This window comes from Chryseobacterium sp. CG10_8 (assembly GCF_058117085.1).
Genome location: NZ_JBYVEB010000004.1, coordinates 48,976 through 75,249, shown reverse-complemented (window position 1 = coordinate 75,249; position 26,274 = coordinate 48,976). Strand labels below are relative to the sequence as shown.

The 26,274-nt window shown below is 35.7% G+C and carries 23 protein-coding genes; 17 read left to right on the top strand and 6 right to left on the bottom strand.

What is annotated here, in order from left to right; all coding sequences use genetic code 11:
* Nucleotides 1-26: 26 nt before the first annotated feature.
* A complete protein-coding gene (locus AC4AGG_RS01640; RefSeq protein ID WP_489770230.1) occupies nt 27-3,344 on the bottom strand; it encodes a cytochrome c biogenesis protein in 3,318 nt (1,105 codons plus the stop codon).
* Nucleotides 3,345-3,520: 176 nt separating this feature from the next.
* Between AC4AGG_RS01640 and AC4AGG_RS01635 the strand changes: the two genes are divergently transcribed.
* The 3 genes from AC4AGG_RS01635 (at nt 3,521) to AC4AGG_RS01625 (ending at nt 8,226) form a co-directional block, all read left to right on the top strand.
* The gene (locus AC4AGG_RS01635) at nt 3,521-5,986 is read left to right on the top strand and encodes an FtsK/SpoIIIE family DNA translocase (RefSeq protein WP_489770229.1); all 2,466 of its coding nucleotides are present in this window, start codon (nt 3,521-3,523) and stop codon (nt 5,984-5,986) included.
* Between the two features lie 63 nt (nt 5,987-6,049).
* The gene (lolA1, locus tag AC4AGG_RS01630; protein ID WP_489770228.1) at nt 6,050-6,697 is read left to right on the top strand and encodes an outer membrane lipoprotein periplasmic chaperone LolA1; all 648 of its coding nucleotides are present in this window, start codon (nt 6,050-6,052) and stop codon (nt 6,695-6,697) included.
* Between the two features lie 68 nt (nt 6,698-6,765).
* Entirely contained in the window at nt 6,766-8,226 is a 1,461-nt protein-coding gene (locus tag AC4AGG_RS01625; protein WP_489770227.1) for an LptF/LptG family permease, read from the top strand.
* A gap of 76 nt (nt 8,227-8,302) precedes the next feature.
* On the opposite strand, the gene frr is transcribed toward AC4AGG_RS01625, so the two are convergent.
* Nucleotides 8,303-8,857, bottom strand: coding sequence for a ribosome recycling factor (gene frr / locus AC4AGG_RS01620; protein WP_489770226.1), 555 nt, complete (start codon nt 8,855-8,857; stop codon nt 8,303-8,305).
* Nucleotides 8,858-8,887: 30 nt separating this feature from the next.
* The gene (gene pyrH / locus AC4AGG_RS01615; protein ID WP_489770225.1) at nt 8,888-9,595 is read right to left on the bottom strand and encodes a UMP kinase; all 708 of its coding nucleotides are present in this window, start codon (nt 9,593-9,595) and stop codon (nt 8,888-8,890) included.
* Between the two features lie 166 nt (nt 9,596-9,761).
* Between pyrH and porQ the strand changes: the two genes are divergently transcribed.
* The 5 genes from porQ to AC4AGG_RS01590 all read left to right on the top strand — a co-directional run bounded on the left by porQ (nt 9,762) and on the right by AC4AGG_RS01590 (nt 12,958).
* The gene (porQ, locus tag AC4AGG_RS01610; RefSeq protein ID WP_489770224.1) at nt 9,762-10,751 is read left to right on the top strand and encodes a type IX secretion system protein PorQ; all 990 of its coding nucleotides are present in this window, start codon (nt 9,762-9,764) and stop codon (nt 10,749-10,751) included.
* A 190-nt stretch (nt 10,752-10,941) separates the two neighbouring features.
* Nucleotides 10,942-11,613 (top strand): (d)CMP kinase, encoded by a 672-nt coding sequence (cmk, locus tag AC4AGG_RS01605; protein ID WP_489770223.1) that lies wholly within the window; start codon nt 10,942-10,944, stop codon nt 11,611-11,613.
* Between the two features lie 87 nt (nt 11,614-11,700).
* Nucleotides 11,701-12,048, top strand: a complete 348-nt coding sequence (locus AC4AGG_RS01600) for a YtxH domain-containing protein (RefSeq protein WP_489770222.1) — start codon at nt 11,701-11,703, stop codon at nt 12,046-12,048.
* A 98-nt stretch (nt 12,049-12,146) separates the two neighbouring features.
* Entirely contained in the window at nt 12,147-12,455 is a 309-nt protein-coding gene (locus tag AC4AGG_RS01595) for a phage holin family protein (protein WP_489770221.1), read from the top strand.
* A 5-nt stretch (nt 12,456-12,460) separates the two neighbouring features.
* Complete coding sequence (locus AC4AGG_RS01590) at nt 12,461-12,958, top strand: phosphoribosyl-ATP pyrophosphatase (RefSeq protein ID WP_489770220.1); 498 nt, start codon at nt 12,461-12,463, stop codon at nt 12,956-12,958.
* A gap of 34 nt (nt 12,959-12,992) precedes the next feature.
* Here AC4AGG_RS01590 and AC4AGG_RS01585 read toward each other — a convergent pair whose 3' ends face one another.
* On the bottom strand, nt 12,993-13,724 hold the full coding sequence (locus tag AC4AGG_RS01585) for a TrmH family RNA methyltransferase (RefSeq protein WP_489770219.1): 732 nt from the start codon (nt 13,722-13,724) through the stop codon (nt 12,993-12,995).
* On the opposite strand from AC4AGG_RS01585, the gene tamL reads away from it, so the two are divergent.
* Nucleotides 13,710-16,307, top strand: a complete 2,598-nt coding sequence (gene tamL / locus AC4AGG_RS01580; protein WP_489770218.1) for a translocation and assembly module lipoprotein TamL — start codon at nt 13,710-13,712, stop codon at nt 16,305-16,307. The two genes, AC4AGG_RS01585 and tamL, sit on opposite strands and share 15 nt — an antisense overlap.
* Nucleotides 16,308-16,607: 300 nt before the next feature.
* Here the strand turns inward: tamL and AC4AGG_RS01575 are convergent, their stop codons facing one another.
* On the bottom strand, nt 16,608-17,225 hold the full coding sequence (locus tag AC4AGG_RS01575) for a SanA/YdcF family protein (protein ID WP_489770217.1): 618 nt from the start codon (nt 17,223-17,225) through the stop codon (nt 16,608-16,610).
* Nucleotides 17,222-18,346, bottom strand: a complete 1,125-nt coding sequence (locus tag AC4AGG_RS01570; protein WP_489770216.1) for a 2Fe-2S iron-sulfur cluster-binding protein — start codon at nt 18,344-18,346, stop codon at nt 17,222-17,224. The genes AC4AGG_RS01575 and AC4AGG_RS01570 overlap by 4 nt, the downstream gene beginning before the upstream one ends.
* A 31-nt stretch (nt 18,347-18,377) precedes the next feature.
* Here AC4AGG_RS01570 and AC4AGG_RS01565 point away from each other — a divergent pair, with 31 nt between their 5' ends.
* The 8 genes from AC4AGG_RS01565 (at nt 18,378) to AC4AGG_RS01530 (ending at nt 26,268) form a co-directional block, all read left to right on the top strand.
* Nucleotides 18,378-18,950: a TlpA family protein disulfide reductase gene (locus AC4AGG_RS01565; protein ID WP_489770215.1), complete on the top strand. Its 573-nt coding sequence runs from the start codon at nt 18,378-18,380 to the stop codon at nt 18,948-18,950.
* 221 nt (nt 18,951-19,171) lie between these two features.
* Nucleotides 19,172-20,461, top strand: a complete 1,290-nt coding sequence (locus tag AC4AGG_RS01560) for a BamA/TamA family outer membrane protein (protein WP_489770214.1) — start codon at nt 19,172-19,174, stop codon at nt 20,459-20,461.
* 168 nt (nt 20,462-20,629) lie between these two features.
* A complete protein-coding gene (locus tag AC4AGG_RS01555; RefSeq protein WP_489770213.1) occupies nt 20,630-21,106 on the top strand; it encodes a hypothetical protein in 477 nt (158 codons plus the stop codon).
* Nucleotides 21,107-21,207: 101 nt separating this feature from the next.
* The gene (locus AC4AGG_RS01550) at nt 21,208-22,224 is read left to right on the top strand and encodes an HAD family hydrolase (protein ID WP_489770212.1); all 1,017 of its coding nucleotides are present in this window, start codon (nt 21,208-21,210) and stop codon (nt 22,222-22,224) included.
* Nucleotides 22,225-22,338: 114 nt separating this feature from the next.
* Nucleotides 22,339-23,304, top strand: a complete 966-nt coding sequence (locus tag AC4AGG_RS01545) for a FecCD family ABC transporter permease (RefSeq protein ID WP_489770211.1) — start codon at nt 22,339-22,341, stop codon at nt 23,302-23,304.
* Nucleotides 23,305-23,341: 37 nt separating this feature from the next.
* Complete coding sequence (locus AC4AGG_RS01540) at nt 23,342-24,256, top strand: ABC transporter ATP-binding protein (RefSeq protein ID WP_489770210.1); 915 nt, start codon at nt 23,342-23,344, stop codon at nt 24,254-24,256.
* Between the two features lie 122 nt (nt 24,257-24,378).
* Entirely contained in the window at nt 24,379-25,560 is a 1,182-nt protein-coding gene (locus AC4AGG_RS01535) for a formylglycine-generating enzyme family protein (RefSeq protein ID WP_489770209.1), read from the top strand.
* Nucleotides 25,561-25,575: 15 nt separating this feature from the next.
* The gene (locus AC4AGG_RS01530) at nt 25,576-26,268 is read left to right on the top strand and encodes a hypothetical protein (RefSeq protein WP_489770208.1); all 693 of its coding nucleotides are present in this window, start codon (nt 25,576-25,578) and stop codon (nt 26,266-26,268) included.
* Nucleotides 26,269-26,274 lie beyond the last annotated feature (6 nt).

Genomic DNA, 26,274 nt, shown 5'->3' with positions numbered 1-26,274 from the left:
AGGGTTTAATTATTTATATATTTTTATTAAGATGCCTTCTTCGTAAGGCTTTTGAATTTGAAATAAGAAACCGTTGCAAGTGTAACCATAATTGCAATACCAATATACACCCAGATCGGAACTGGGACAGGGTCTCCTGCAGCGTAAGAGTGCAAACCACTCAAATAATAGTTAACTCCAAAATAGGTCATGATAATACTAGAAATAGAGAACATCGCCGCAACATGGAATGCCCATCTTCCGCGAAGCCCAGGAACTAATCTCATGTGAAGAACAAAGGCGTAAACAATCACGGAAATAAAAGCCCATGTTTCTTTAGGGTCCCAACTCCAATATCTTCCCCATGATTCGTTCGCCCAAATTCCACCCATAAAGGTACCAACGGTCAAAGTAAATAATCCAATAGTCATCGACATTTCCGAAACAATAGTCAGTTCTTTTATCGTTGTATCACGATTTAGCTGATAGCTTTCTTTTCCTGCGAAAATGTAGAATAATAATACGATCAAACCGATGACAAATGACAATCCGCAAAAACCGTAACTACTTGTAATAATGGCAACATGTATAATCAACCAATATGATTTCAGAACGGGAACAAGTGGAGTAATCTGAGGGTCTAGTGCAGAACCACCATGAGCAAATCCCATTAATAACATGGCCACCAAAAATCCAGAAGCTGGAATCAAAGCATTGGACGAATTACCTCCGGTAATCATTTTCATTACAGATAGTTTAGCTCTGTTTTCTAAACCTGGTCTCGAAAATCCAAAGTAAAACATCAATCCAGCGGTGATACCGACCCAAGAAATAAAGACAATTGCCTCGTAACCATTACTCCAAGGAGCGTACCCTGAAACATACCAACGACCAATAAGTCCTGCTAACTGTATCATCCAACCAATACTACCAATGATAATCAAGATTTTAATAATCTTGTTAACAATTTTGTTTGGCTTGAAAAGCTCATAAAATCCAAGAATAAATATCAATCCTCCAACCAAAGAATAAAAAATCAACAGTTTGAAATTAATATTAATGCGGTTCATAAAAACCTCCAAATCAACTTGCGACTTAGAAGGCACAACATTTTTGCCCCATTTTTGTTGATAATCCGAAAGTTTCTTTAATTCTTCATCCACTTTTGACCAATTCCCATCTCTTTGTGCGTCCATAAGACTAAGGAAATACGGAGCCATCACTTTCTGAGCTTCCATATCTGGTTCCATATTGGCATTAAGCCAAGAATTCCAACGGTGATTAGGGTCGTTTTTCACAGGTACAATTCTCATCAATTGTCCATTAAAAAACTCTTGAAAAATCTGAACTCTTTCGTTAAGCTTGATAACTTGCTTATCATATTCTGTTTGTTCTGCTGGCTTCTTACGGAATGCTATATTATATTCCTCTTCTAAGATGTAATGGATATTCCCGCTAGCATCAGTTGGAAACATATTAAGCAAAGTCGTATATCCATCTTCATCAGCTTTAGTAAGGTCTAGTAATTTTTGACCTCCTTTACTATCCACTTTAATCAACGGAACGGTTGCCCAGCCTGTCGCATCTGTATTAATGGAAAGAAACCACTGTTCTGCAGATAAGGAATTACCTTTACCATCTCTAAAAGAATCATGCTTATATATTTTTCTAAGTACATCCAAAGCTTGCGTACTAATAGGAATAATACGTCCTTCAATATTTTGTACCAACAAATAACCAAACTTATCCGCATGTTCTTTCGAAATTTTATTTTTTGAAATCGCTTCTTCAGCCGTAATCGTTTTGATATTACTCAACGGAGCTGCAGTAGTGCTAGAAGGCGCAATCTCTTGATGATTGTGACCATCTCCTTCGCTATGTTGTTGAACTTGTTGACTGCCATCAGACTTGCCGTGAGTCTCGATTTTTTGAGCACTTAAACCTAAACTCAACAATAGAAGAATGATTGAAGCAGCTCTCTTGTTGTTAATGTTTTTCAACAATTCATGTAATTTCCAGAAGTGCGTTCCTTTCCAGAAGAAAATAACAAACATTCCCGTGAATAAAAAGAAGTAGCCAATATAACTAATCAATGTTCCCCAGAAATCATGATTGACTGAAAGTACCGTACCTTGTCTGTCAGGATCAAAACTAGACTGAAAGAATCTATATCCTTTATGATTAAGAACGTGATTCATATAGATTTTATAAGGAGTAGACTTCCCTTCGTCGATGATAGAAACATGACTCTCATAAGAACTTGGCGAAGAACTTCCTGGATAAGTTTCCATAACGAAATCATCTAACTTCAAAGAAAAAGGAGTGTTATAGACTTTAGGCCCAAATCCGAGGATAATATCCATTCCATCCACTTTGATTTGCTTGTACAAATTAGGATTTCCCTTTTGGACAATAAGATTCACTACTTGTTTAGAATGAGGACCTGCTACTTCCACCTTCATCATATCTGGAAGATTTTCATCCTTCTTTCTATCTCCTTCATATTCAATCAACTTCCCTTTCTTGACACCTTCAGGAACCACAATTCGGATATCATTAATCGTATACAAACTTCTCAAAGAAAGTGGTTCATAGGTTTCTGCTTTGGTTGCACCATTTGCTTGAGTCGCCATTACCATAAAACCTGCATCAACCGGTGTTTTTATAAACAACTGTCCATTTTCTTTTTTAAATTCGATTGCTCCTTCGATAGGTCTGTTGAAGGTAACCAAAGTCCCATGAATAGATTGACTTTCTCCTGATTTCAAATAATGATTTTCTCTACCCTCATCACCTGCAACAACAAAGTGCATAAATTCTTCTCCAGTACCGGAAGCCACTAAACTGTCCTTTTTTCTAGGAACGTAGTCTAAAGTCCTGACTGAAATTATCTTACCTGCAAAATTATATTTGGCGTCAAAATCCTTGTGCAAAGGTGACATCAGATAAGGAATATCTTCATAACGACTACGATCTCCAAGCTCCGAAATTTCCATTTTGAAAAAATGCTTATCGGTAATAATTTCGTTAGAAGCCTCTCCTTCTCTAATCTTCATAACACCCTCATAACTAATGTATCGAGTGATGGCACCTCCGATGAATAATAAAATAAAAGCCAAATGAAAAATCAAAACTGGCCACTTCTCTCTCTTCCAAAGTCTATATCTCGCTATATTTCCTATAAAATTAACGATTAACAACAGCATCACTAACTCAAACCATTTTGCTTCATAAATTAGAGCTTTGGCTGATGGCGTTCCGTAGTCATTTTCTAAGAAGGTCGCATAAGCCATTGCGAATGCGTACACTAGCAATAATACAGCTGTCGTCCTTGTTGAGATAAAAATATTAAGAAATTTTTTCATTGCGAAGATTAAAGGTTTGTATATTTTACGGGCATGCAAAAATAAGGATGTTATTTTAAAAACATGATGATTCCAAATGTTTTTTCAACAAACTTCACCATGAAAATCGAAGTGCGATTCCATCGAATTAAAGTTAATTTTTTCAACGAAAAAGTATAAATTTGCATCCAGCAATTATGAAAAAAGACCCAGTACAACCTTCGGATAAAGCACAAGAAAAGGCAAAGACCCTTTCGAAACCTCGTATTTTCTTTGGAATCTTCCTCATTTTCATTTCTGTCGTAATGACCTTGAGCTTCGCATCCTATTTACTCAATTGGAAAGCAGATCAAAGTCAAGCAGGGACAATGATGAATACCACCATTAAGTCCACCAATCTTTTTGGAAAAATTGGTGATTGGTTAGGAAAAATTTTCATCTTCGATAGCATCGGGATTAGCGCTTTTATTGTCGCTTTCTTGTTTTTTGTTTTTGGAACTTTAATCCTTAAGAAAAAATATTTCAAACCATGGAAAACTGTCGGACATTCTTTGTTTTTCATTTGTTGGTTACCCATTTTTGTGGGAGCTTTCAAGGCAGACACTAATGTTTGGAGTGGAGCTTACGGTTATCAGATTGCTGACTTTTTGGAGTCAGTTATTGGTAAAATCGGACTTTGGTTATCTATACTCACCAGCATTGCTTTGTATTTTATTCTTGAATTTAATTTAAGACCAAGTGCCGTTAAAGAACGTTTCAACGAAATTAACGAAAAGGCCATTGGAAAGGTAAAATCAATGATGCCTAATTCCGATGAAGACTTCGAAGCGGATACCGAATTAGAAGAAATAGTAGCAAATAATGAGGTGGAGAAACCAAGAACGGAAGTCATCCCTCCTGCTCCAAAAGTAGAAAAAGTAGAAGTTATTGATAATGATTTTCCAAAAGTGAAAGTCACCCAGGATTTCGAACCAATTGCTACCCCTAACAAAACTTCGGCTGAAACGGGATTTCCATTGAAAAAAGAGCCTAGCGTTCAAAAAATTGAAGTACCGACTGATGATAATTTCTCCTTCAATGTAGAAATTGCTCAAGAAGCAGATGAAGATTGGGACGATGATTCAAAAAAATCTAAAGAACTGGTAGAAAAACATGGTTTGTATGACCACAAACTTGATTTACCCAAATATCAGTTCCCTCCTCTCGATTTATTAAATGACTACGGCAATGGTGAAATTTCCGTAAACAAAGAAGAATTAGAAGAAAACAAAAATAAAATCGTTGGGCTTCTTAAAAACTTCAATGTTGGAATCGCTGAAATCAAAGCTACCATTGGACCGACCGTAACATTATACGAAATTGTCCCAGAGGCAGGTATTAGAGTTGCAGCTATCAAGAAGTTGCAAGATGACATTGCGCTTAATCTTTCTGCACTAGGAATCCGTATCATTGCGCCGATCCCAGGAAAAGGAACAATTGGTATCGAAGTTCCAAGAAAGAATCCAACCATGGTATCGATGAGAAGTGTTATTGGTTCACAAAAATTCCAAAATAGCGATATGGATTTACCTGTCGTTTTTGGAAAAACGATTTCCAATGAAATTTTCATGGCAGATTTGGCAAAAATGCCGCATTTGTTAATGGCTGGAGCAACTGGACAAGGAAAATCTGTTGGCATCAACGCAATCCTTACTTCGCTTCTTTATAAAAAACATCCAAGCGAATTAAAGTTCGTAATGGTGGACCCTAAGAAAGTTGAATTAACGCTTTATTCGAAAATTGAAAGGCATTATTTAGCAAAACTTCCGGATTCTGAAGATGCGATTATTACAGATACTCACAAGGTTATTAACACGCTTAATTCCTTATGTGTAGAGATGGATACCCGTTACGAATTGTTGAAAAATGCATTCTGTAGAACCATCAAAGAATACAATAAAAAATTCACCGAAAGAAAACTGAATCCAGAAAATGGCCACCGTTACCTTCCTTACATTGTTTTGGTGGTGGACGAATTTGCGGACCTTATTATGACTGCTGGAAAAGAGGTTGAACATCCTATCGCAAGATTGGCGCAGTTAGCGAGAGCAGTAGGTATCCACTTAATTGTTGCAACACAAAGACCTTCTGTGAACGTTATTACAGGTATGATCAAAGCCAACTTCCCTGCAAGAGCTGCTTTCCGAGTGATTTCTAGTGTAGATTCTAGAACGATTTTGGACTCTCCTGGTGCAGACCAATTGATTGGTAAAGGAGATATGCTTTACTTTAATGGCAACGAAATTCTGCGTCTTCAATGTGCATTCGTAGATACTCCTGAAGTTGAAAAAATCGTAGATTTTATTGGCTCTCAAAAAGGATATGGAAGCGCCTTTATGTTACCAAAATATTCTTCTGATGATAGTACATCAACCGTTGGTGGTTTTGACCCTAATGAAAAGGATGCTTTCTTTGAAGAAGCCGCTCGAATTATCGTTTCGACACAGCAAGGTTCGACTTCGATGTTACAAAGACAGTTGAAATTAGGATACAACAGAGCTGGTAGAATTATCGACCAATTAGAAGCTGCAGGAATTGTGGGGCCATTCCAAGGTTCCAAAGCTAGAGAAGTCTTAATTACCGATCTTAATTCTTTGGAACAGTTTTTGGAAGATTTGAAATAATAATCGAAAGCCCCTCCTGCAAGGGCATTCCTTTAACAAAACCTTAACATTTAAAAGAGAAAAATGAAAAATTTATTTCAAAAAATATTTAGTCTAGTATTAGTTGTTTCGATGACAGCGCTCTCGTTTGCGCAGACTATTGATGCCAAATCCAAGAAAATTCTGGATGATGTGACCAAGAACTATCACGCTAAGAAAAATTCCTATTTCAAATTTACGTTTGGGTCAGGAACCAATGGTATCGTTAACAAAAGAGAACCTGGAATCTTCTACTCCGAAGGAGACAAATACAAATTGAAAATTATGGGAACCGAACAGATATTTGACGGAACCAAAATTTACAACATCAATGAAGAAGACATGGAAGTAACCATTGCAAAACCTAACGATTCCGATGTGATGTTTTCGCCACTTAATTATCTTAAGACTTATAGAAAAAACTTCAACGTAAGTTATGTAGGAAAGCAAGAAATGAACGGCAAAAATACCGACCTCATCAAGCTGATACCGATTAAGTCTAATGGTTTGAAATACGTTTACCTTTATGTGGACAGCGCCAACAATCAAATGGTAAAATTGGAGCAATATGGCAACAACAAAGATGTAGCGGTTATTGCAATTAAAGAATACAAAGAAAATCAAACTTTGGACGCCAATATGTTCAAGTACGACAAAAAAAAGTACGCAGATTATATTGTCACCGAACTATAACTTTAATTAAAAATAAAAAAAGAGAAGTCATAAAGTCAAACTTTGTGGCTTTTTCTTAATTTTGGGGCATGCTAAAGATTTTAGACCGATATATTATCAAAACTTTCTTCGGACCGTTTTTCTTCATATTCAGTGTGTTGTTTTTCATATTTATTGTCAACATTGTCTGGATACAGTTGGGTCAATTGATGGGGAAGGGTCTTTCTTATTTTGAAATTGTCAAATTATTATTTTATCTAGGAATCAATGTTATTAGTCTAGTATTGCCTCTAACGGTTCTTTTAGCATCCATCATGACCTTTGGAGAATTTGGAGAACGCTACGAATTGGCTGCGATGAAAGCAGCAGGTGTTTCATTAAGCAGAGTTATGACACCGCTTTTTGTAGTTACCATCCTCCTATCAATAATGCTCTACTTTTTTTCCAACAATATTATACCCGATTTTCAAAAGAAAGCGAGGAATATGCTTTATAATATTGCTTCCACCAAACCTGCTCTTAATTTTACTCCAGGCCAATTTATCGACCAACTGCCAGGATATATTGTAAAATTTGATAAGATGGATAAGGAAGGTAAAAATGTAGAAGGAGTCTATATCAACAAAAAGTCTTCAGCTTTTGAGAACAGCCAATCTGTTGTAGCCAAAAGAGGTTCCTTCAAAAACACTAGTGATAAAAGATACCTTAAATTAGAGTTGTATGACGGTAATATCTTTGAAGAAAACTATGCTAGTAAAGGTCCCATCGAAAGGCAAAAGCAACCTGACCAAGCTATAAAATTTGACACCCTAGTGTCACATTTCGACATAAGTGAGTTGGTTAAAAAAGCGATGGACGAGCAAAAAATCACCGATGATTATCGTTTCAAAACCTACAATCAACTGGATGAAATGATTAGCAAGGAGAAAAAAACGACTCAATCAGAATTTACACGGATTAACAGTGACCTCACGCCCCAAATGAATAGTTATATCAAATATCTTGATAAAATTAAGGTCACTGACAACACGCAAAAACCGAAAGAGCAGTTTAAACTAGATACTGTAAAAAAACAAAAACAACTTGATATCCTTTATCAGGCATATAACAAACTGGACAATATCAAAGTTTCGACCGAAAACAGAGAAAAAGAGTTTAATACCCATATTAAATCGTTCGCAAAAATGGTAATGCATCAGCAAAGAATCATTGCTTATCCTTTCACATGCGTCATTTTCTTTTTGATTGGGGCTAGTCTTGGGTCTATCATTAGAAAAGGAGGATTAGGGCTTCCTGTCGTAATAGCGATTATTATTTTCATTATTTTTTACGTTCTTAATCTATCGGTAGAAAACTTGGCTTGGGTTGGAAAAATCAATCCTTATTGGGCTTCGTGGTTACCAAACCTCATCCTATTTCCATTTGGAGTATGGCTATCATATAAGGCGCTGACTGACTCTCAAATCTTTGATATCGACAAATACAAAGGATTATTAAAGCCTTTCACGAAAAGATTTAGCGGAACCAAAGAACATCAACGTTATCAATAGTTGGACAAAAAGCATAAAAAAACTTCGGAGAGATTCCGAAGTTTTTTCTTTATATAGAATTCATGTTTTTGAGGAATTACACCTTCATGATATCTGCTTCTTTTACTTTGTAATGTTCGTCAACCTTCACGATATATTTGTCTGTCAGTACCTGAACTTTTGCTTCCATATCTTTGATTAAATCTTCAGATACTCCTTCTACTTTTTTCAATTCTTTCATTCCGTCCTGACGAGCGTTTCTTACAGTAATCTTGGTTTGTTCTGCTTCTGCTTTAGCGCTTTTAGCCAATTCTCGTCGTCTTTCTTCTGTCAATGGTGGAACATTAAGAATAATATACTCTCCATTGTTGGAAGGTGCAAAACCAAGGTTAGCATCGATAATTGCTTTTTCAATAGCTCTAATAGCGGTTTTGTCCCAAGGTTGAATACTGATGGTCATCGCATCTGGAATCGAAACATTAGCCACTTGATTAATCGGTGTCGGTGCTCCGTAGTATTCTACCATAACATCCTGTACCATAGTAGTAGAAGCTCTACCCGCTCTAATTTTTAGAAAAGCATGATCTAGATGTTTCATGGCAGCATCCATTTCTTGCTTCACCATATCAATAATCATATTCAGTTCTTCCATTTCTATCTATTTTTTCGGTTTAAATCAAATTTATAAATTAACTAAAGTTCCGATATTTTCTCCGCGAACAATCTTTAGAAGGTTATTCTCTTTGTTCATATCAAACACGATAATCGGAAGGTTATTCTCTTGACTCAAGGTAAAAGCAGTCATGTCCATTACCTTAAGATTTTTATCAAAAACTTCTTTGAAGGTCAACGAATTGTACTTAACAGCATCCGCATTTTTCTCAGGGTCACTGTCATAGATTCCATCAACTCTAGTTCCTTTTAGGATAACATCAGCTCCAATTTCAATTGCTCTCAAAGTTGCAGCCGTATCCGTTGTGAAATAAGGATTACCCGTACCTGCTCCAAAAATTACCACTCTACCTTTTTCCAAATGTCTCGTCGCTCTTCTTTTGATAAAAGGTTCTGCAACTTTATCCATTTCAATAGCACTTTGCAGACGAGTTTTGATACCGATGTTTTCCATGGCGCCTTGCAAAGCCATTCCGTTGATAACTGTTGCTAGCATTCCCATGTAATCACCTTGTACTCTATCCATTCCGTTAGCTGCTCCAGCTAATCCGCGAAAGATATTACCACCTCCAATGACGATGGCTACTTCGCATCCCTCTTCTACTACTTTTTTTATCTCTTCTGCATATTCCTGCAATCTGTCATTATCAATTCCGTAAGAACGGTTTCCCATAAGTGCCTCTCCACTTAACTTCAGTAGGATTCTTTTGTATTTCATGAATGATTTGTATTAATCGTTAGGGATTATTTCTGTGTAATTTCTGGTACAAATATAATGAAACCCTCATAATTTCGTTATAAGGTCAACATGAAACTTTAGTTAAAATTGAAGAATTGTTTTGATAAGTTTCAAAAAGAATTATTTTTGCAATACAAACAATATTTTGAAAAAAGGAATTTTCTTAGCGTTTTTGGGGTTGGGCTTGGTTTTAAAGGGACAAGCTGGCTCTAATGTATATCCTTTTCTTAATATTCCTGTATCTCCAAGACAAGCTGCTTTGGGAGGAGATGCGGTCTCTGTGAGAGATTACGACGTTAATTTCACGACAGTTAATCCCGCCTTACTTAATCTTGAAATGGACAAAAGACTTTCCGTCAATGGTGCTTTTTATTTAGCAGGCTCCAAATATGCGACAGTGGCCTTTGCAAAAGATTTCAAATATGGTAATCTTGTTGCAGTCCATGCGAAGGTGATGGATTATGGTAAAATGCCTCGAACTGATGAAGCTGGCTACGAAAATGGCGAATTCGGTGCCTCTGATTACGCTGTTGGATTAAGTTACGCCAAACAATTAGAGGACGAATGGACGATTGGTGCAAGTTTGGACTATGTTGGCTCCAAAATTGACACTTATACATCTGGAGCTGTAGCGGGAAGTGTTGGGGTCGCTTATCATCTCGAAAAAACAAAAGAAACTGTAAGTTTGGTTGCTCGAAATTTTGGTTATCAGTTCAAACCTTTCAACGGATATCGAGAAACATTACCCTTCCGAGTGGATTTGGGTTATACTAAGATTTTAGCCAAATTCCCTGCTGCAATTACAATTACTGCACACGACCTACAGCAATTTAATATTTCTGCTAATTATAACATTAATGGACAGGAAGTTTCGACACTTCGAAAAATCGCTGACCATTTTTCATTTGGGGCAGAAATCTTTCCAGAGAAAGCTTTCAATCTTAGATTGGGTTATAACGTGAGAAGAGGCAATGAGCTTGCAGTCCTAGACCAAAGGAGTTTTGCTGGATTATCTGCCGGTTTTGGAATTCGCTTTAGTACCATTAGAATAGATTATGCGCACGTCCGCTACCACAATTCTACCAATGTCAACCAACTCGGTGTATCGTTCGATTTATCAGGAAATCGTTACTAATTTGATTTAGAAAAAAATTCAGGTTTTTCTTTTCCGATTTCTTCGAATCTTAATTCATTTTAGATGAATTAAGAATTAACCACTTTCGTTTTTCTAGCGATACTCATTTAATCTAAAACTTGATTTTAGAAATCGGATTTTTATTGAATTTCATAAGGTCATTTTAAAAAAAAATCTTGAACTTTGCATTATGAAAAAACCGGTAATTGCTATAGATGGATATTCTTCTACTGGAAAAAGTTCTATCTCCAAGGAAATCGCTCATCGACTAGACCTCATCCATTTAGATACAGGTTCTTTGTATCGTGCTGTCACATGGTTTGCTTTAAAATATTTCAAAAAAGTTAATGGTGAAATAGATTTGAATTTGGTTTTTGAAAATTTGGGACAATTCCAATTCGAGTTCAGAAAAGAAACTGGAAAATTAGTGCTCTATGTAGAAGGAAAGAACATTTCCCAACAGCTGAAATCTCCTGAAGTTTCTTCCAACGTTAGTCTTATCGCAAAACAACCCGAAATCCGTGAATACCTTCTCAACGTACAACGAGAAATTGCAGAAGACGGTGGTGTTATCATGGACGGGAGAGATATAGGAACGGTTATCCTCCCTGATGCAGATTACAAGTTTTTTCTAACAGCAAGTATTGAAGAACGTACTAGACGTAGATATAATGAATTGGTCAACATGGGTATCAAAACTGACAAAATTGCAGTAATGGAAAATCTCATTTCTCGTGACAAAATTGACAGTGAAAGAAGTATTGCGCCACTTAAAAAAGCCGAAGATGCCATATTAATCGACAATTCGGATATGACTAAGGAAGAAACTGTGGAAGCCATACTAACATACCTGCCAAAATAATTGTAGAACTCGTGTAATTTTGGTACATTTATAGTCACTAAGTTATCTTAGAATAATAGAAGTTTAATCTTTAAAAAAATAATCAAAATGTCAAAAAAAAATAGCCAAGCTACTGCTTTGTTGGCAGGCCTATTAGCTGGAGCTGCTGCTGGAGTTTTATTAGGAATGCTATATGCACCGGAAGAAGGTAAAGAAACTAGAAAAAAAATAAAAAAGAAAGCGAAAGACCTTCAAGACCAAGCTAAAGAAGAATATGGTAAAGCTTCTGAAAAAGCTAAAGAAAAATTCGAAGAAGTTTCTTCAAAAGTAAAAGATGGTTACGATCACCTTTCTTCTACGGTTAAAGAAAACTATGACAAGTATAGAGACCAAATCTTATCAAAAACAACAGATGTTGTTAAAGATGTTGAAACTGAATTAGACGGACTTAAGTAATCCCTCTCAAATAATAAAAAGGAACTTTTTGTTCCTTTTTTTCTTACATTTATCACCTTAAAGATAACTATCTTTAAGCAGTAAAAAAACATTTCGTCATGATCGAACTTTTTAAAGAATATACAGAAAAAAGATTAGAGCTTCTTAAGCTGCAAGTCACAGAAAAATCTTCTTTAACAGCAGGAAAATTACTTTATCTAACCTCTGCGGTAATCGCATTGTTATCTTTTATCCTATTATTTAATATCGGAATTGGATTCTATATCGGTTCGCTTCTAGGGAATTATGCTTATGGATTATTGATTATGGCAGGAATGTATCTTTTAACTTTTATTATCGTTTTATATAAAAGAAAAGAGATTAAGAATACCTTCGCAAATTGGTTCATCAAACTTATTAATGATTAATAATTATGTCTGTAAAATACAGTAGCCTCGAAGAGCTAAAAAGAAAAAAAGAATTGTTAAAACAAGAACTTTCGGATATCGAAAGCCTTTTGAAGTTTGATAATGCAAAAGAAAGTCTGAGCGTTATTACCAACGGAGCAAGTGACACTTTTCTGAAAAATGAATATGATGAAGAGGGTCATGCCAAGACAGCGCTAAGAAAAGATGTAATTGTAAAGAAAATTTCTGGAACAGTAAAAGACTCCATTGTTAGTAGAGATGCCATGATGGGGATTGCCAATACAGCTCTCAAAGGAGGGGTTGTTGATGATATGCTTCAATTAGGAGCTGTTGCATTGATTGGAAATTTTGCAAAGAAAAATATCAAAAGTTCTAAATGGCAAAATAAAGCACTTGGCTTTGCAATGATATATTTAGCTCCAATTGCATTGCGATATGCTAGAGAGCAATTAGAACAATATCAAAAAAATAAAAGTGTATCCAGTTTCGAAAAACTGATCTAAAAAATAAGAAAGCCGAACATCTGTTCGGCTTTTTTTATGCTCTTTTAGAAAATATTTCTCCAAGAATAATCCCTGACGCCATCGAGACATTAAGACTTTCGGTGGCTTGCGACTTACCAAATCTTGGAATACTGATATAGGAATTCATATATTCCCATGTTAACTCCCTAATTCCGTTTCCCTCATTTCCGAGAACTAAATTCATTTTTTGAGGAAATTCGTAAGTATAGATACTCTCTCCTACCATATCTGCTCCCAGATTAACATTCTTGGTTTCTTTGAAAAACTTCTCCAAATCCTGGTAAACAATATTAACTCTCGCAAAAGAACCCATTGTTGACATAATAACCTTTGGATTGTAGACATCAACGGTATCTTCGCTGCAAATTATTTGCTCTATCCCAAACCAATCGGCAAGCCTGATAATAGTCCCTAGATTTCCGGGATCTTGTATTCCGTCCAAAACCAACTGAAAATCTACATCCTGTAGCATCACCTGCTCTGGAATTTCACAAAGCGCCACAGAATTTTTAGGATTCTTCAGAAAACTGATCCTTCTAAGTTCATTCTCCGAAACAGTAGAGGTCTCTGCAGAAATAAAATTCAATTCATCGGGATTGGTTGAAAATATTTCCTTAATTTTAAAGTTTGAATACTGAAGTTCAGATATAATTTTGTTCCCTTCAACCAGAAGCAAGTTGTATTTTTGTCTGAATTTCTTTTTATCCAAAGACTGTATAAGTTTTATTTTATGAGAGGTAAGCATTTTACAAAATATTTTCAAAAGTATCATATCTATTTATCATTTGCAACTGTTCTTCTTTTGCTTTATGCTTGCAGCACCACCAAAAAGGTTCCTGCTGGGGAGTATCTTCTTACAAAAAACAATTTCGAATTCACTGATGGCGCAGTCCACAAAGATGAACTCGAAGATTATGTGAGGCAAAAACCTAATAAAAAAGACCTTTATTTGTTTCCTTTTCGTCTTTGGGCGTTTAACGCATCTAATCCCAAGTACGACTCTATCCTTGCAGAGTACAAAAAAAGTCCAGAAAAAATGAGAAATCAGAAATTATTGGATTCTCTTTTTATCAAACAAGGACATCCAGAATATGTCGGAAAATCACTTTGGCTTAACAAATTATTATACACTAGTGGAAAACCACCTGTAATACTAGACCAAGGCCTTACCCAACAGAGCGCAGAAATTCTGAGAAATAGATTAGTAAGACATGGTTATTATGATTCTGAAGTTTCTTACTCAGAAAAACTAGATTCCACTGCAAAAAAAGCTGAGGTCAATTATCAAATTACACATAAAGACCCAACTTACATTAGCGAATATTATTACGATATCCCTGACCCCAATATCAAAGCAATCTATGAGCAAAACATCAATAAAACAGTAATAAGATCAAAAGAAATTTTGGATTATTCTAATATTGAAAAAGAAGCCAATAGAATCAACACTTTGATGCAGGAAAAAGGATATTTCCAATTCAACTCTTCTGGACAAGAAGTGAGCTTTGTTGCTGATTCTTTAAATAGCAGAAAACAAGTGCCACTCACCTTAAAAATAAAAAAAGATCAACCTGACAAACCATACAGAGTTGCCAAAATTGGCAAAATCGAAATTGAAGTTGTTGATAGTCCTGCTGATGATCCCAAAACTAACCCCAATGCCTTTATAAAAGATAGTCTCAGGGGCATTAATTTCTATAAAGCAAATGATTTTTATAAGACTTCTACTCTTTGGCGAGCAATTATCCTACGACCAAAGGAAGTCTACAACCAAAAGAATATTGATCTGACACGAAGGAATATTATCCAAATGAATAATTTTTCGATTATAGAATCTAAAATTGATTGGGCAAAAAATTCTGATGGGGTAACTAATAGCGACAGTCTCGTAAATGTAAGATACAAACTTATGCCACTGGAAGACCTTGAAGTCAAAATTGGTACTGACGTAGCATGGTCGCAATTATTAAATCTTTCTTTGACTCCATCACTTGACCTTATGTTAAGAAACGTTTCTAGAGGGGCACAAAACTGGTCAATGTCATTCTCAGGTACATTTGGAAGCGTAACAGATCCTAATGATGTTAACAAGAGAAAGTCCGCATACGAGCTTTCTTGGCAGAACAGACTGAGTTTTCCAAAACTATTATTACCTTTCCAATATTATAAAGTAATCCCTAAAAAGTACTCTCCAAGATCATTTATTCAATTGGGTACCTCTCTCCAAAAAAACATAGGTATGGATAGAGGTAGCCTCAATGCTGGACTTGGCTATTATGCAAATGTTAACGACATTGTATCCCATGATCTAACACTTTTTAATACTCAACTCAGTTTAACTAGAAATAAAGATCAGTATTATGAAATTTTCACTGCAGATAAAGAAATCACGTTACAAATGTATCAGATTTATTCCCCTGCGCTTTATGATGCTGTGATCAGTGGTAGTGTATCTTATGATGAAGCCTCACAACTAATTATTCACGATCAAGCTTTTATTAATTCTTTATCTGGTGACGACTTAGTAAGTTACAATACTTTCGTCCAATCAGTCATCAACAAAGATCGCCAAACGCAAGACGCCCTTATTTCATCCATCTTATACAACTTCGTCTACGATGAAACGGGAAAGAGTGAATATACAAACCCTATATATTTTAGTGGAAAATTTGAAACTGGGGGTAACATTTTAAACCTTTTCAACCAAAAAGAAGTTTCGGAAGGAGTTACAACGGGTAATCAAAAAACGCTTTTTAACACTCCATATGCGCAGTTTGTAAAATTTGATTTTGATTTTAGGAAACACTTCAGTTTCGGTAATAATACACTTGCTGTAAGACAATTTATAGGAATCGGAATACCGTATGGAAATTCGGAAAGCATGCCATTCGTCCGTTCTTATACCAATGGTGGCCCTAATGATATTAGAGCTTGGAGAGCTTTTGGAGGACTAGGTCCTGCTGATTCTCAGCTTGACGAAAGGATTAGGACTTATATGATGGATAACGTCAAATTAACCACCAGTATTGAATCTCGATTTAATTTTAATGACATGTTTTCGGCAGCTATTTTTGCAGATGCGGGAAATATGTGGAGCTTGAAAGATGCGGGATTTGGGGACGAGTTCAAATTCAACAAATTTCTTTCTCAAATGGGGTTAGGAGCAGGTTATGGTTTAAGGATTAATGTTAATAATTATTTCATTATTCGATTTGATTTGGCATACAAACTTCACGACCCTAACAAACCAGAAGGAGACCGATGGAGATTTCACGATATCAAACCCTTCAAGCCAACGTTTAATTTTGCATTTGGTTTACCTTTCTAAGAGCCTATCTAAATTTGTATAAAATTCTACCATTAAGAAACTTTCAGGTTCCACGAAGTCAAATTAAGAGTTTTAGACTTAATTTTTCTTATTTAAAATAAATTTTTGACCTATTATTTAACAGCTCTTAATTACATGAATATCTTGATATTAAAAGCTAAAATAATCAAAGCTTATTATATTAAGAGAGTTATGTAAAAGGTTATAATTAAATTATTGAATAGAATAAAAACAGGAAATAGGTTCTAAGAAAAAATATTTAAATAGTTAGATCAGTTCATCTAGATTAATCAAAAAAAATCAATCTGGCGAAACTCCCATTACATAATAGAAAACAGCCAAATCTCTAGCGAGGAACTCACGAAACTGATTGCGGTAAAAGCTCTCTGGTTTTGATACATCTTGCGCATCAAATCCCAAAGCATTCAAATCATTATTTCTAGCAAAAAATAAAGCTCGTAAATTGTGGAAACCCTGCGAAACAATTATGACATTCTTTCGCTTGAAGATATTCTTACAACGCAAAATACTTTTGTGGGTATTAAAACCCTGCGGATCTTCGACGATAATTTCCTCTGGAACCCCTTCTTGATAGACCAAAAAATTCTTCATCGCAGCTGGTTCGTTATAGCCAGAACTTTTCTCTCCGCTAACAATTATTTCGTTGATTTTGCCATGATGATAAAGTAAAGCAACTGCATCCATCCTTGCAATAAAATAAGGATTAGCGACACCTGACATCATCTTAGGAGATGTCCCAAGTACCAAAGCTGTTTCCCTATGCGGAATTTTGGAAACCTTGGTATAAGTTCTACCGCCCGTTAAAGAATACACCCAAATATTGGCAAATATCATTAGCAAAAAAGCCAATTCTCCAAGAACGATGAGCGCTTTTAATATGTTTTTGAATCTTCTCAATACTGATCAAAATTTAGTTTTATACTTTTGCTTAACGCAATAGACATGCAAGTTAAAATATTTCCTCGTTTTTCTTCTAATTCGGTAAGATATTCGTTTTCCAACAATTCTACATTTCCTTCTTCCAACTGACAGATGCAACTTCCACAAATTCCTGATTTGCAAGAATAAGGAACGGGAATACCCTTCTCCAAAAGCTGAGGCAAAAGTCGATGTTCATTATCTTCAATCACCGTATTATAAGTTTCTCCAGACAGTATAAGTTCAACTTCAATGTTTTTTACTTCAGGAAGTTTGATTTCTAGTGGATAGATATCGTCATTAAAACTTTCGAACAATTCGTAATGAATATTCCGTTTTGGAATACCATGTTGGAAGCAGGCATTAGCCAAAGTCTTAATCATATCTCCTTTTCCGCATATCAAGACTTCATCAACGGCATCCCAAATGGTAGATTCCTCGTCCGTATCATCCAGATGTAGAATTTGATTAATAATTAACACCAATTTCCTTTGATCGATACGGCCAAAAAAGAACGGATTAACCATCTTTTCTTGAGAGTAAAAATAAAAAACCTGGAACCTTTCTCCAAAATTAGCTTGCATTTCTTGAAGTTCATCACGAAAGATAACATCATCTGACGTCTTATTACCGTAAAACAAAAAAAATCGAGTTCTAGGCTCGTTGTGCAATAAATTTTTAAAATGACTGAAAATTGGGGTAATTCCTATTCCTCCGGCAAATCCAACGATTGTTCGAAATTCCGAAGGTTTCTGCTCCAAAGTAAATCTACCACTCGGTTGAGAAACTTCAATTGTATCTCCTTCGTGAATATTTTGTCTCAAAAAAAAGGTAGAACTTTCTGGAGAGTTAACTTTTATCGCAAGTGTCAAATGCTCCTCGTATGGAGCCGACGTCATCGAAAAATCCTGGAACACCTCTCCATTAGGAGTATGATATTTCAATGTAACATATTGTCCTGATTGATAATGAAAAGCAGCAAGGAGTTTTTCTGGAACCTCCAACTCCAAACCAAAAACAGTTTTGGAAAGTTGGGTCTTTTTGGTTACTTTTAACGGGTAAAACTCGGACGCCTTTTTTCGATGAATTGGTTGTTCCATAAACATTCTCAAAAATAAACAAATTAAATTTATGAAAAAACTTTTGTTAGGCATCATATCTGCGGTATTTCTCTTTTCTTGTGAAAAAAAAGAGATTAAACCTGAAACCACAGAACCTGCGCCAGAACCCGTAAAAGTCGAAGAAACTATTGCATATAAGCCTGTTTTCGTGCAAAGTCAAGCTTTACAGCAAGTTAATCTAGAGCAATTAGGGAATATCGTGGGAGCTCATGATAACGATACGATCTATGTCAATAATTTCTTTGCGACTTGGTGCGGTCCATGCATGAAAGAAATTCCTCATTTCACTAAAAAAATGAAAGCCGTTAAAGGTCAACCAATAAAATTCACTTTTATTAGCTTAGATGATCCAGCTTATTGGAACACAGCCGTAAAAGATTTCGCAAATGAGCATCAATTGGCCGACAATATCGTGCTGGTAAATGGTCAAGAATTAACTCCTCAATTCTTTTCGGAGAATTTCGAACAATGGGATGGCGGAAGTATCCCTTTTACTTCTATTAAAAAAGGAAGTCAGCATTCTGAAATATTAGGTTCTACATCTTATGAAGTTCTCGAAGAAAAAATCAAATCTTTACAATAATTTGAGACTTTAGATTACACTACTTTATATTTCGGTTTTCTAAAAAAAATGTTAAAAAATCATTAAAACATAGAATTTAATTATTACTTTTACTAGATAAAACTAATAATTGATGATTACTCAACCCTCTGAAAAATTGATTTCTAAGTCTCCTACTTACATGTAGTGATTTTTATTTTGTCAGTTTTAGAGGTTTTTTTGCTAGTATTTAACTTTTTTTTATGAAAACACAATACCCTTCGTTGCTGTCACGTTACCGATTTATCTTTCTATTCTTTGCGCTTTGCTCCCTACCCTTTTCTGGTCAAAGCACAAGTGATTCCTTAAGCACTGTAATAGAGCAAGATTCTGTGGTCACCGAAAAGAAAACGAAAAAAGAAAAAAAAATAAAAATTGTGTGGCTTCCAGCTGTGGCTTATACTCCTGCAACAGGTTTTATGTTTGGAGTTGCACCCTCTTCTAACTGGTTAATGGGGCCAGAAGAAACCACCAGTTACTCTTCGGCTTTGGGATCATTAATTTACACTACCAAAAAACAGTTTCTCTTTACCTTCAAAGGGTCTTTGTTCTTCAAAAATAACGATGCGATTTTGATGCAAGACATCCGCTACTTCATAACTTCACAACCAACTTACGGGTTAGGTACAGGACCGTACTCATCCAAATTAGCCAATACAGGTTTCGAATATGAAGTTGACAAATACAGTAATAGCATTAATGAAGAGCAGATGATGAAATTCGATTTCTTAAGAATCCATGAGACTTATTTCAAAAGAATTCACGATAAAGGACTCTATGTCGGACTTGGTTACCATCTCGATTATCACAACAAAATCGACGACCAATTACTAAAACTCGATACCATCCCTCCAACGATTACTAGCCATTATGCCTATTCTACAAAATATGGCTTCAATCCAAATAAATATACCTTATCAGGAGTCTCTGCAAATGTACTCTATGACACAAGAGATAATACCGTTAGTCCGTACAAAGGGATGTACGCATTTATGACTCTGAAAACCAATCCAAAATGGTTAGGAAGTACAAAAAGTTCTTCTACACTTTGGTTGGAGTACCGAACTTACTTCAACCTCAAAAAAGACCGTCCAAGAAATATTATAGGATTTTGGACTTATGGTAATTTCCAAATCGGAGGTCAGCTTCCGTATCTAGACCTCCCCGCATTAGGTTGGGATCAATTCGGGCGATCTGGAAGAGCTTATGCTCAAGGAAGATTTCGAGGAGAGTCCATTGTCTATGGTGAAACCGAATGGAGATTTCCTCTACAAAGGATTAAAAATAAGCTTGGAGGTGTTGTTTTCTTTAATGCCACCACAGCTAATAATGTGGATAATGACATCAAACTCTTCAAATATATCAATACTGGGTACGGTCTTGGTCTAAGATATTCGATTAACGAAAAATCCAGAACCAACCTTTGCATTGACTATGCTCGAGGTAATTATGGTGCAAGCGGTTTCTATTTTGGGGTTAACGAAGCCTTCTAATAAGATACCTATTTTGAAAACCTATGGGAAATCTATCTCCTATTTTACCAAAAGTAATATTTAGACAGAAAAACTGATTTCTTAATACAAAAAAAACAACCATGAAAACACACTTACTAACGCTGTGCTTTTTATTACTTTCCTGTAATTTGGTTTTTTCTCAGGAAAGTGAATCTGGCAAAGGCGGAGAAAAATTTAACCATCATCAGATTGGTTTACTACTTGGACACACACATGAAGTCTGGAGAAGCCGAGAAGTCGAGCAAAAGATTATCGCTTCCTTCCACTACGCTTTTCTACAATTATCATTTTAATGAAAAATGGTCTTTGGGATTGCATACAGACTTTGTCGTGGAAAATTTTGTTGCGCAACCCATTACTGGTGAAGGAGAAGCCGTTGAAAGAAAAAATCCAGTTGCACCTGCAATTATGGTTGGATACAAACCAGGAAAACATTTTTCCTTTCTTTTGGGAGGAGGTGTTGATGTGGACAAAGAGGAAACTTTGGGTCTCTTCCGATTTGATCTAGAGTATGGACTCGAAATCAAGAATGGCTGGGAATTCGTTACCACTTTTGGATATGATATGAGATTTAATGCTTTTGACTCCTTTCAGTTAGGTGTGGGGATTTCCAAAGGCTTTTAATTAAACTATAGCATCGAAAAAAAAATAATAAAACAATTGGCTAGGAAGTCACCTGATTTCGGAACCAATTAAAATACTAATCAAAAATTAAAAAAAACTCCATGAAAATCTATCATTTACTTATCCTTTTTTGCGTAGCCTTGATTGTAGGTTCGTGCAAAAAAAACGACAAAAAAGCACATGAACAAGGAGAAGCTGCTTTAGCTAATCCTCTTCCTTCCTTCAATGATGTACCGTCTAAGGAAAACATCATTAATTTCGTAAAATCCGTAACAGACTCAACACTTCCAACATACGTAAAACCAGAAGACCGTATTGTTTGTTTCGATAACGATGGAACACTATGGGCAGAACAACCTCTTGCTAATCAAATATATTTTGTTTTTGACAAAATCAAAGAATTGTCGAAAACAAATCCGAAATACAAAACCGAAAGTCCTTATAAAGAAGTTATCGAAGGAGATATTAGTGGTCTTCTAAAAGCTGACAAAAACAAAATCATTATGATGATTGGAGAAGTAGATTCACTGTACAATAGTAATTACAACGAAACGGTCAACTCTTGGCTCACCACACAACATCCTGCACTTAAGATTCCTTATGAGAACACGGTTTACCAACCAATGCTCGAACTTTTGGACTATCTTCGTGCTAATAAATTTACCATGTACGTGGTATCAGGTGGAGGTCTCAAATTCATGCGCGCTTGGCAACCTAGAATCTATGGAATAGAGGAAAATCACATAATCGGCACCACTTTTAAGACTACTACTGTACAAAAAGAAGATTCAATTGCGGTTCTTCCAACGACTCAATTTGACTTTTTCGATGACCATCTTGGGAAAGTTATTAATATCCAAAAAATTATTGGTAAAAAACCAATTATGGTGGTTGGTAATTCTGACGGTGATTTGGAAATGATGGAATATGCTTCCACGGAAAATCCACTACATTTTCTGATGGTCTATGTTAAACATACAGATGGTGAAAGAGAATTTTTTTACAACGAAAAAACACCAATGGGAAGACTAGAAAAAGGAGAAGTAGTAGCAAAGAAAAACGGTTGGACAATTATTGACATGAAAAACGATTGGAAAACTATTTTTCCTAAAAAATAGAAATTCCGAAATTGCATAAAACCTTTGAATAAATAAACAAAAAATGTCGACAGTAGTGTCGGCATTTTTTATTTCCGTTCAAAAATACTTAACTTGCCACGACAAAAATTTTTAATGGGCAAAAACTTCAAAATAGGATTTTTTATTTCGATTTTATTAGTCGTTTTATCCATTATCATTAATCTCAACACGGGCTTTTCAGAACTAGGTTTCAAAGATTTCGTACAAGCAACCGATCTTCATAATATCGCCGAATTAAGGATTAATCGAGTGCTCGTGATGTTACTAGCAGGAATTGCAATACCAACCTCAGGTTTTCTCTTGCAAGAGTACTTTCAGAATCCCTTGGCCGGCCCATCCGTTTTGGGAATCACTTCTGTCGCTAGTCTTGGAGTAGCCATTTTTATCTTTTTTTCTGGGAGTTTTATTATTCCAGAGTTACTACAAAATGGTTTTGTGAGCCTTTCTGCTATCGGTGCAAGTATTGTGCTGATGCTCATTTTGCTATCCTTTTCATCTAGATTTCAAGACAAATCATTTCTAATTATTTTTGGATTTTTGATTTCAGCTTTGGCTGGTGCTATCATTTCGATGATGCAACTTTATGCTGACAACCAAAGTCTGAAAAACTATATTTTATGGAGTTTTGGAGCCAACAACATGGTCACAAGTAATCAAATCGCAATCCTTACAGGAATTGTTGCATTAGGATTACTCATTTCATTTCGAACCATCAAACCTCTTATGGGAAATGCGTTAGGAAGTCAATATGCAATGAGTCTTGGAGTCAACCTTCGACAACTAAAATACTTCATTATCATTGCATCCTCTCTACTTTCTGCATCAGTTACGGCTTTTCTAGGTCCTGTTTTGTTTATTGGAATTGTGGTGCCTCATTTTTGTCGAATGTTGTATAATCCATCAAAGCTTTGGCATCAATGGATTCTTAATATGTCCGTTGGCGTTGTGATAATGCAAGTGTTTTCAATATTATCAGAAGTACTTCAATTGCCACTCAATGTAATAACTTCGCTGTTTGGAATCCCAGTAATACTATTAATGCTTTTGAAAAAAAATTAATTTAATCCCAAACTTAGAATACCAAAACCCAAACTCTATGTTCCTCGAATTAAAAAATACCAACATCGGATACAAGACTTCTTTAATAAAAGAAGTTAATGCGAGTTTGAACGTGGGGCAAATAGCTCTTATGATTGGGAACAATGGTGTTGGCAAAACGACTTTAATCAAAAGTATCCTCCATCAAATACCAACTTTGAAAGGAGAAATTCTTATCGAAGGAAAGAACATTAACTGTCGTTCAACGAAGGAGATTGCCGAAAAAATTGCAGTGGTATTTTCTAAATCTACGATTCCAGCCAATTACACGACGAGAGACCTCATTGCTTTAGGAAAATATATTCACTACCCCTATTATTTTAAACTTAATGAGAAAGACATTGAAGAGGTAGACCAAATAATTTCAGCACTTAATTTGACTGAGTATCAAGACACACCCATTACTCAGCTTTCTGATGGCAACCTCCAAAAAGCATTTATAGGAAGAGCATTGGCCCAAAATTCTCCGATGATTATTCTCGATGAACCCACTACTCATCTTGATGAAGAAAACAAAATTGCCATCCTTAATCTACTTAGAAATCTTGCCAAAATGCAAGGGAAAATCATTTTGTTTTCCTCTCACGATTGGCGACTTGCCCAATCATTTTCAGATTGTATTTGGTATATAAAAAACAGTAGCCTTTTCTCTGGATTATCAGAAGAACTTATCGAAAATCAGCCTGAATTATTTGAAAAGATAAATATCAATCCAGAAATCAAACTTGTGCTACCCCTTATCATCGCCCCTCAAAAAGAAACTGAATTATTGGAATCGTTTTTGAAAAAACATACGAGAAAAGACATTAGTCAATGGACTTTCCGTTACATTGATTCACAATGGCAAATTTCTTCTGAAACCATCGAACACCAACCAAAAAACTGGCAAGCCATTCTTGAACTTATTTCTTAAAGTATAAAAGGATTTAATTAACAACTTCAACGAAGGTTTATCATTTTTTTCCTAAATTTGAAGCCAAAAGCTAAAATGCGAGTATAATCTCGTATAACCAAGAAAAACACAGCCCCCCCACTATGAAGAATATTTCCATTCTCAATATTGCCGTTTTGCTTCTTTTGACCAGTTGTAATACACCGAAACAGATGCAAGAGGCCAACAACAAAAAAGATCAAAAAGACCTACACTGTATTGTCTCTGACCATATTACAGGAAGAGAATTTTTGGATCAAAAATATCTAAATAATGCTTTAGCAATTTCTACAGACCTCAATAAAAGCAAATCCAACAAAGGGATGGTTTTGATTAAGGGAGGTACTTTTGAAATGGGTGGTGATTCGCCTGCAGGTTTTGAGGATATGCCCAACTCTGCCTTAGCTCAAAATGACGAATTCCCAAAACATAAAGTTCAGGTTTCTGATTTTTACATGGACAGTCACGAGGTCACCATCGGAGAATATTTAGAATTTGTGAAGGCGACTGGTTATATTACTGTTGCAGAGCAAGATATCGATTGGGAAGAACTCAAAAAACAACTTCCTCCTGGAACAGCAAAAATTGATGACGAATTATTAAAAGCTGGTGCTTTGGTTTTCAGCTATGCTCCCGAAGGCACTCCAAAAGACAATTTAGGAAATTGGTGGAAAATGGTTAACGGAGCGAGCTGGAAAAATCCAGATGGCACCAATCCAGACCTTCAAAAAATATTAAATTATCCCGTAACTCAAATTTCTTGGTACGATGCCGTTGCTTATGCAAAGTGGATAGGTAAAAGACTTCCGACAGAGGCTGAATTTGAGTACGCAATGAGAGCTGGAAAAAATAACGAAATGTACCCTTGGGGAAACGAAAAACTCCAAAAAGGAATTTATAAAGGTAATTTCCTTCAAGGTAATTTCCCGTACAACAACACGGGAGAGGATGGTTACATGGGTATCGCTCCTATCAAAAAATTTGCTCCTAATGCTTACGGTCTTTATGATATATCTGGAAACGTTTGGGAGTGGACTCAGGATTGGTATTCCGCAAGTTATTACAGCGAACTTTTTGATGCGGGAAAAACTGCAATTAATCCCAAAGGACCCAACAAAAGCTTTGAAGTCATGGACGAGTATGCCATGAACAAATCCGTCAAAGGAGGATCATACCTTTGTAATGATGACTGGTGTTCTGGATACAGAAACTCACGAAGAATGAGACTTAGTCCTGATACCGGGATGCAACACATAGGATTTCGCTTGGTAAAAGATGCAAGCTAAATTATTATTAAAGTAATGAAACAAATATATATTCGATTTTTCTCGGTATTGAGTTTTTTTTGTACACTTGGATTGAGTGCACAAAATAGCTTTTTTTCGGAATTAACCGCTGAAAAGACAATTCCTTCCACAAAAGAAAACGTCACTTATTTTCTTGAAGGAACATGGAAACATACCTACAGTCACAAAAAATGGAGTCGTGTCAACACCTATGGAATTGCCCAATATCGATTGAAACAATGGGGATTTTTTGGAGGACTTAAGCTTCAATATACCTTTGATGATGATATCCAAAATTATTTCGAGGTAAGACCCGTTGTAGGAATGAGCCTTAAAACTGCTATAGTTTCTCGATTGGACTTTGTACAAAGATTTCAAGCTGAAGGTCGTTTCTTTGTTAGTAACAATGATTATATCGATAAAGTGACCTATCGATTACGTTATCGCGTAGGATTAGAAGTGCACTTAAGCCCGCTACAAAAACAAAATCCATGGAGAGCGAGAACTGATTTGGAATGGTTCCTCATCAATAATGACGAAGTAAAAGAACGTTTCATCAACGCTCGTGATTTCACCCTATGGATTATGAAGGATTTACCTAACAAAAAAACTGTTTCACTAGGGTTACAAATGGAAAAATATAGCAAAATATATGACCCAACGGTTAGTGGAGATGGTTTTACGTTATTGCTTAAATATTCGTTCTAACATCAA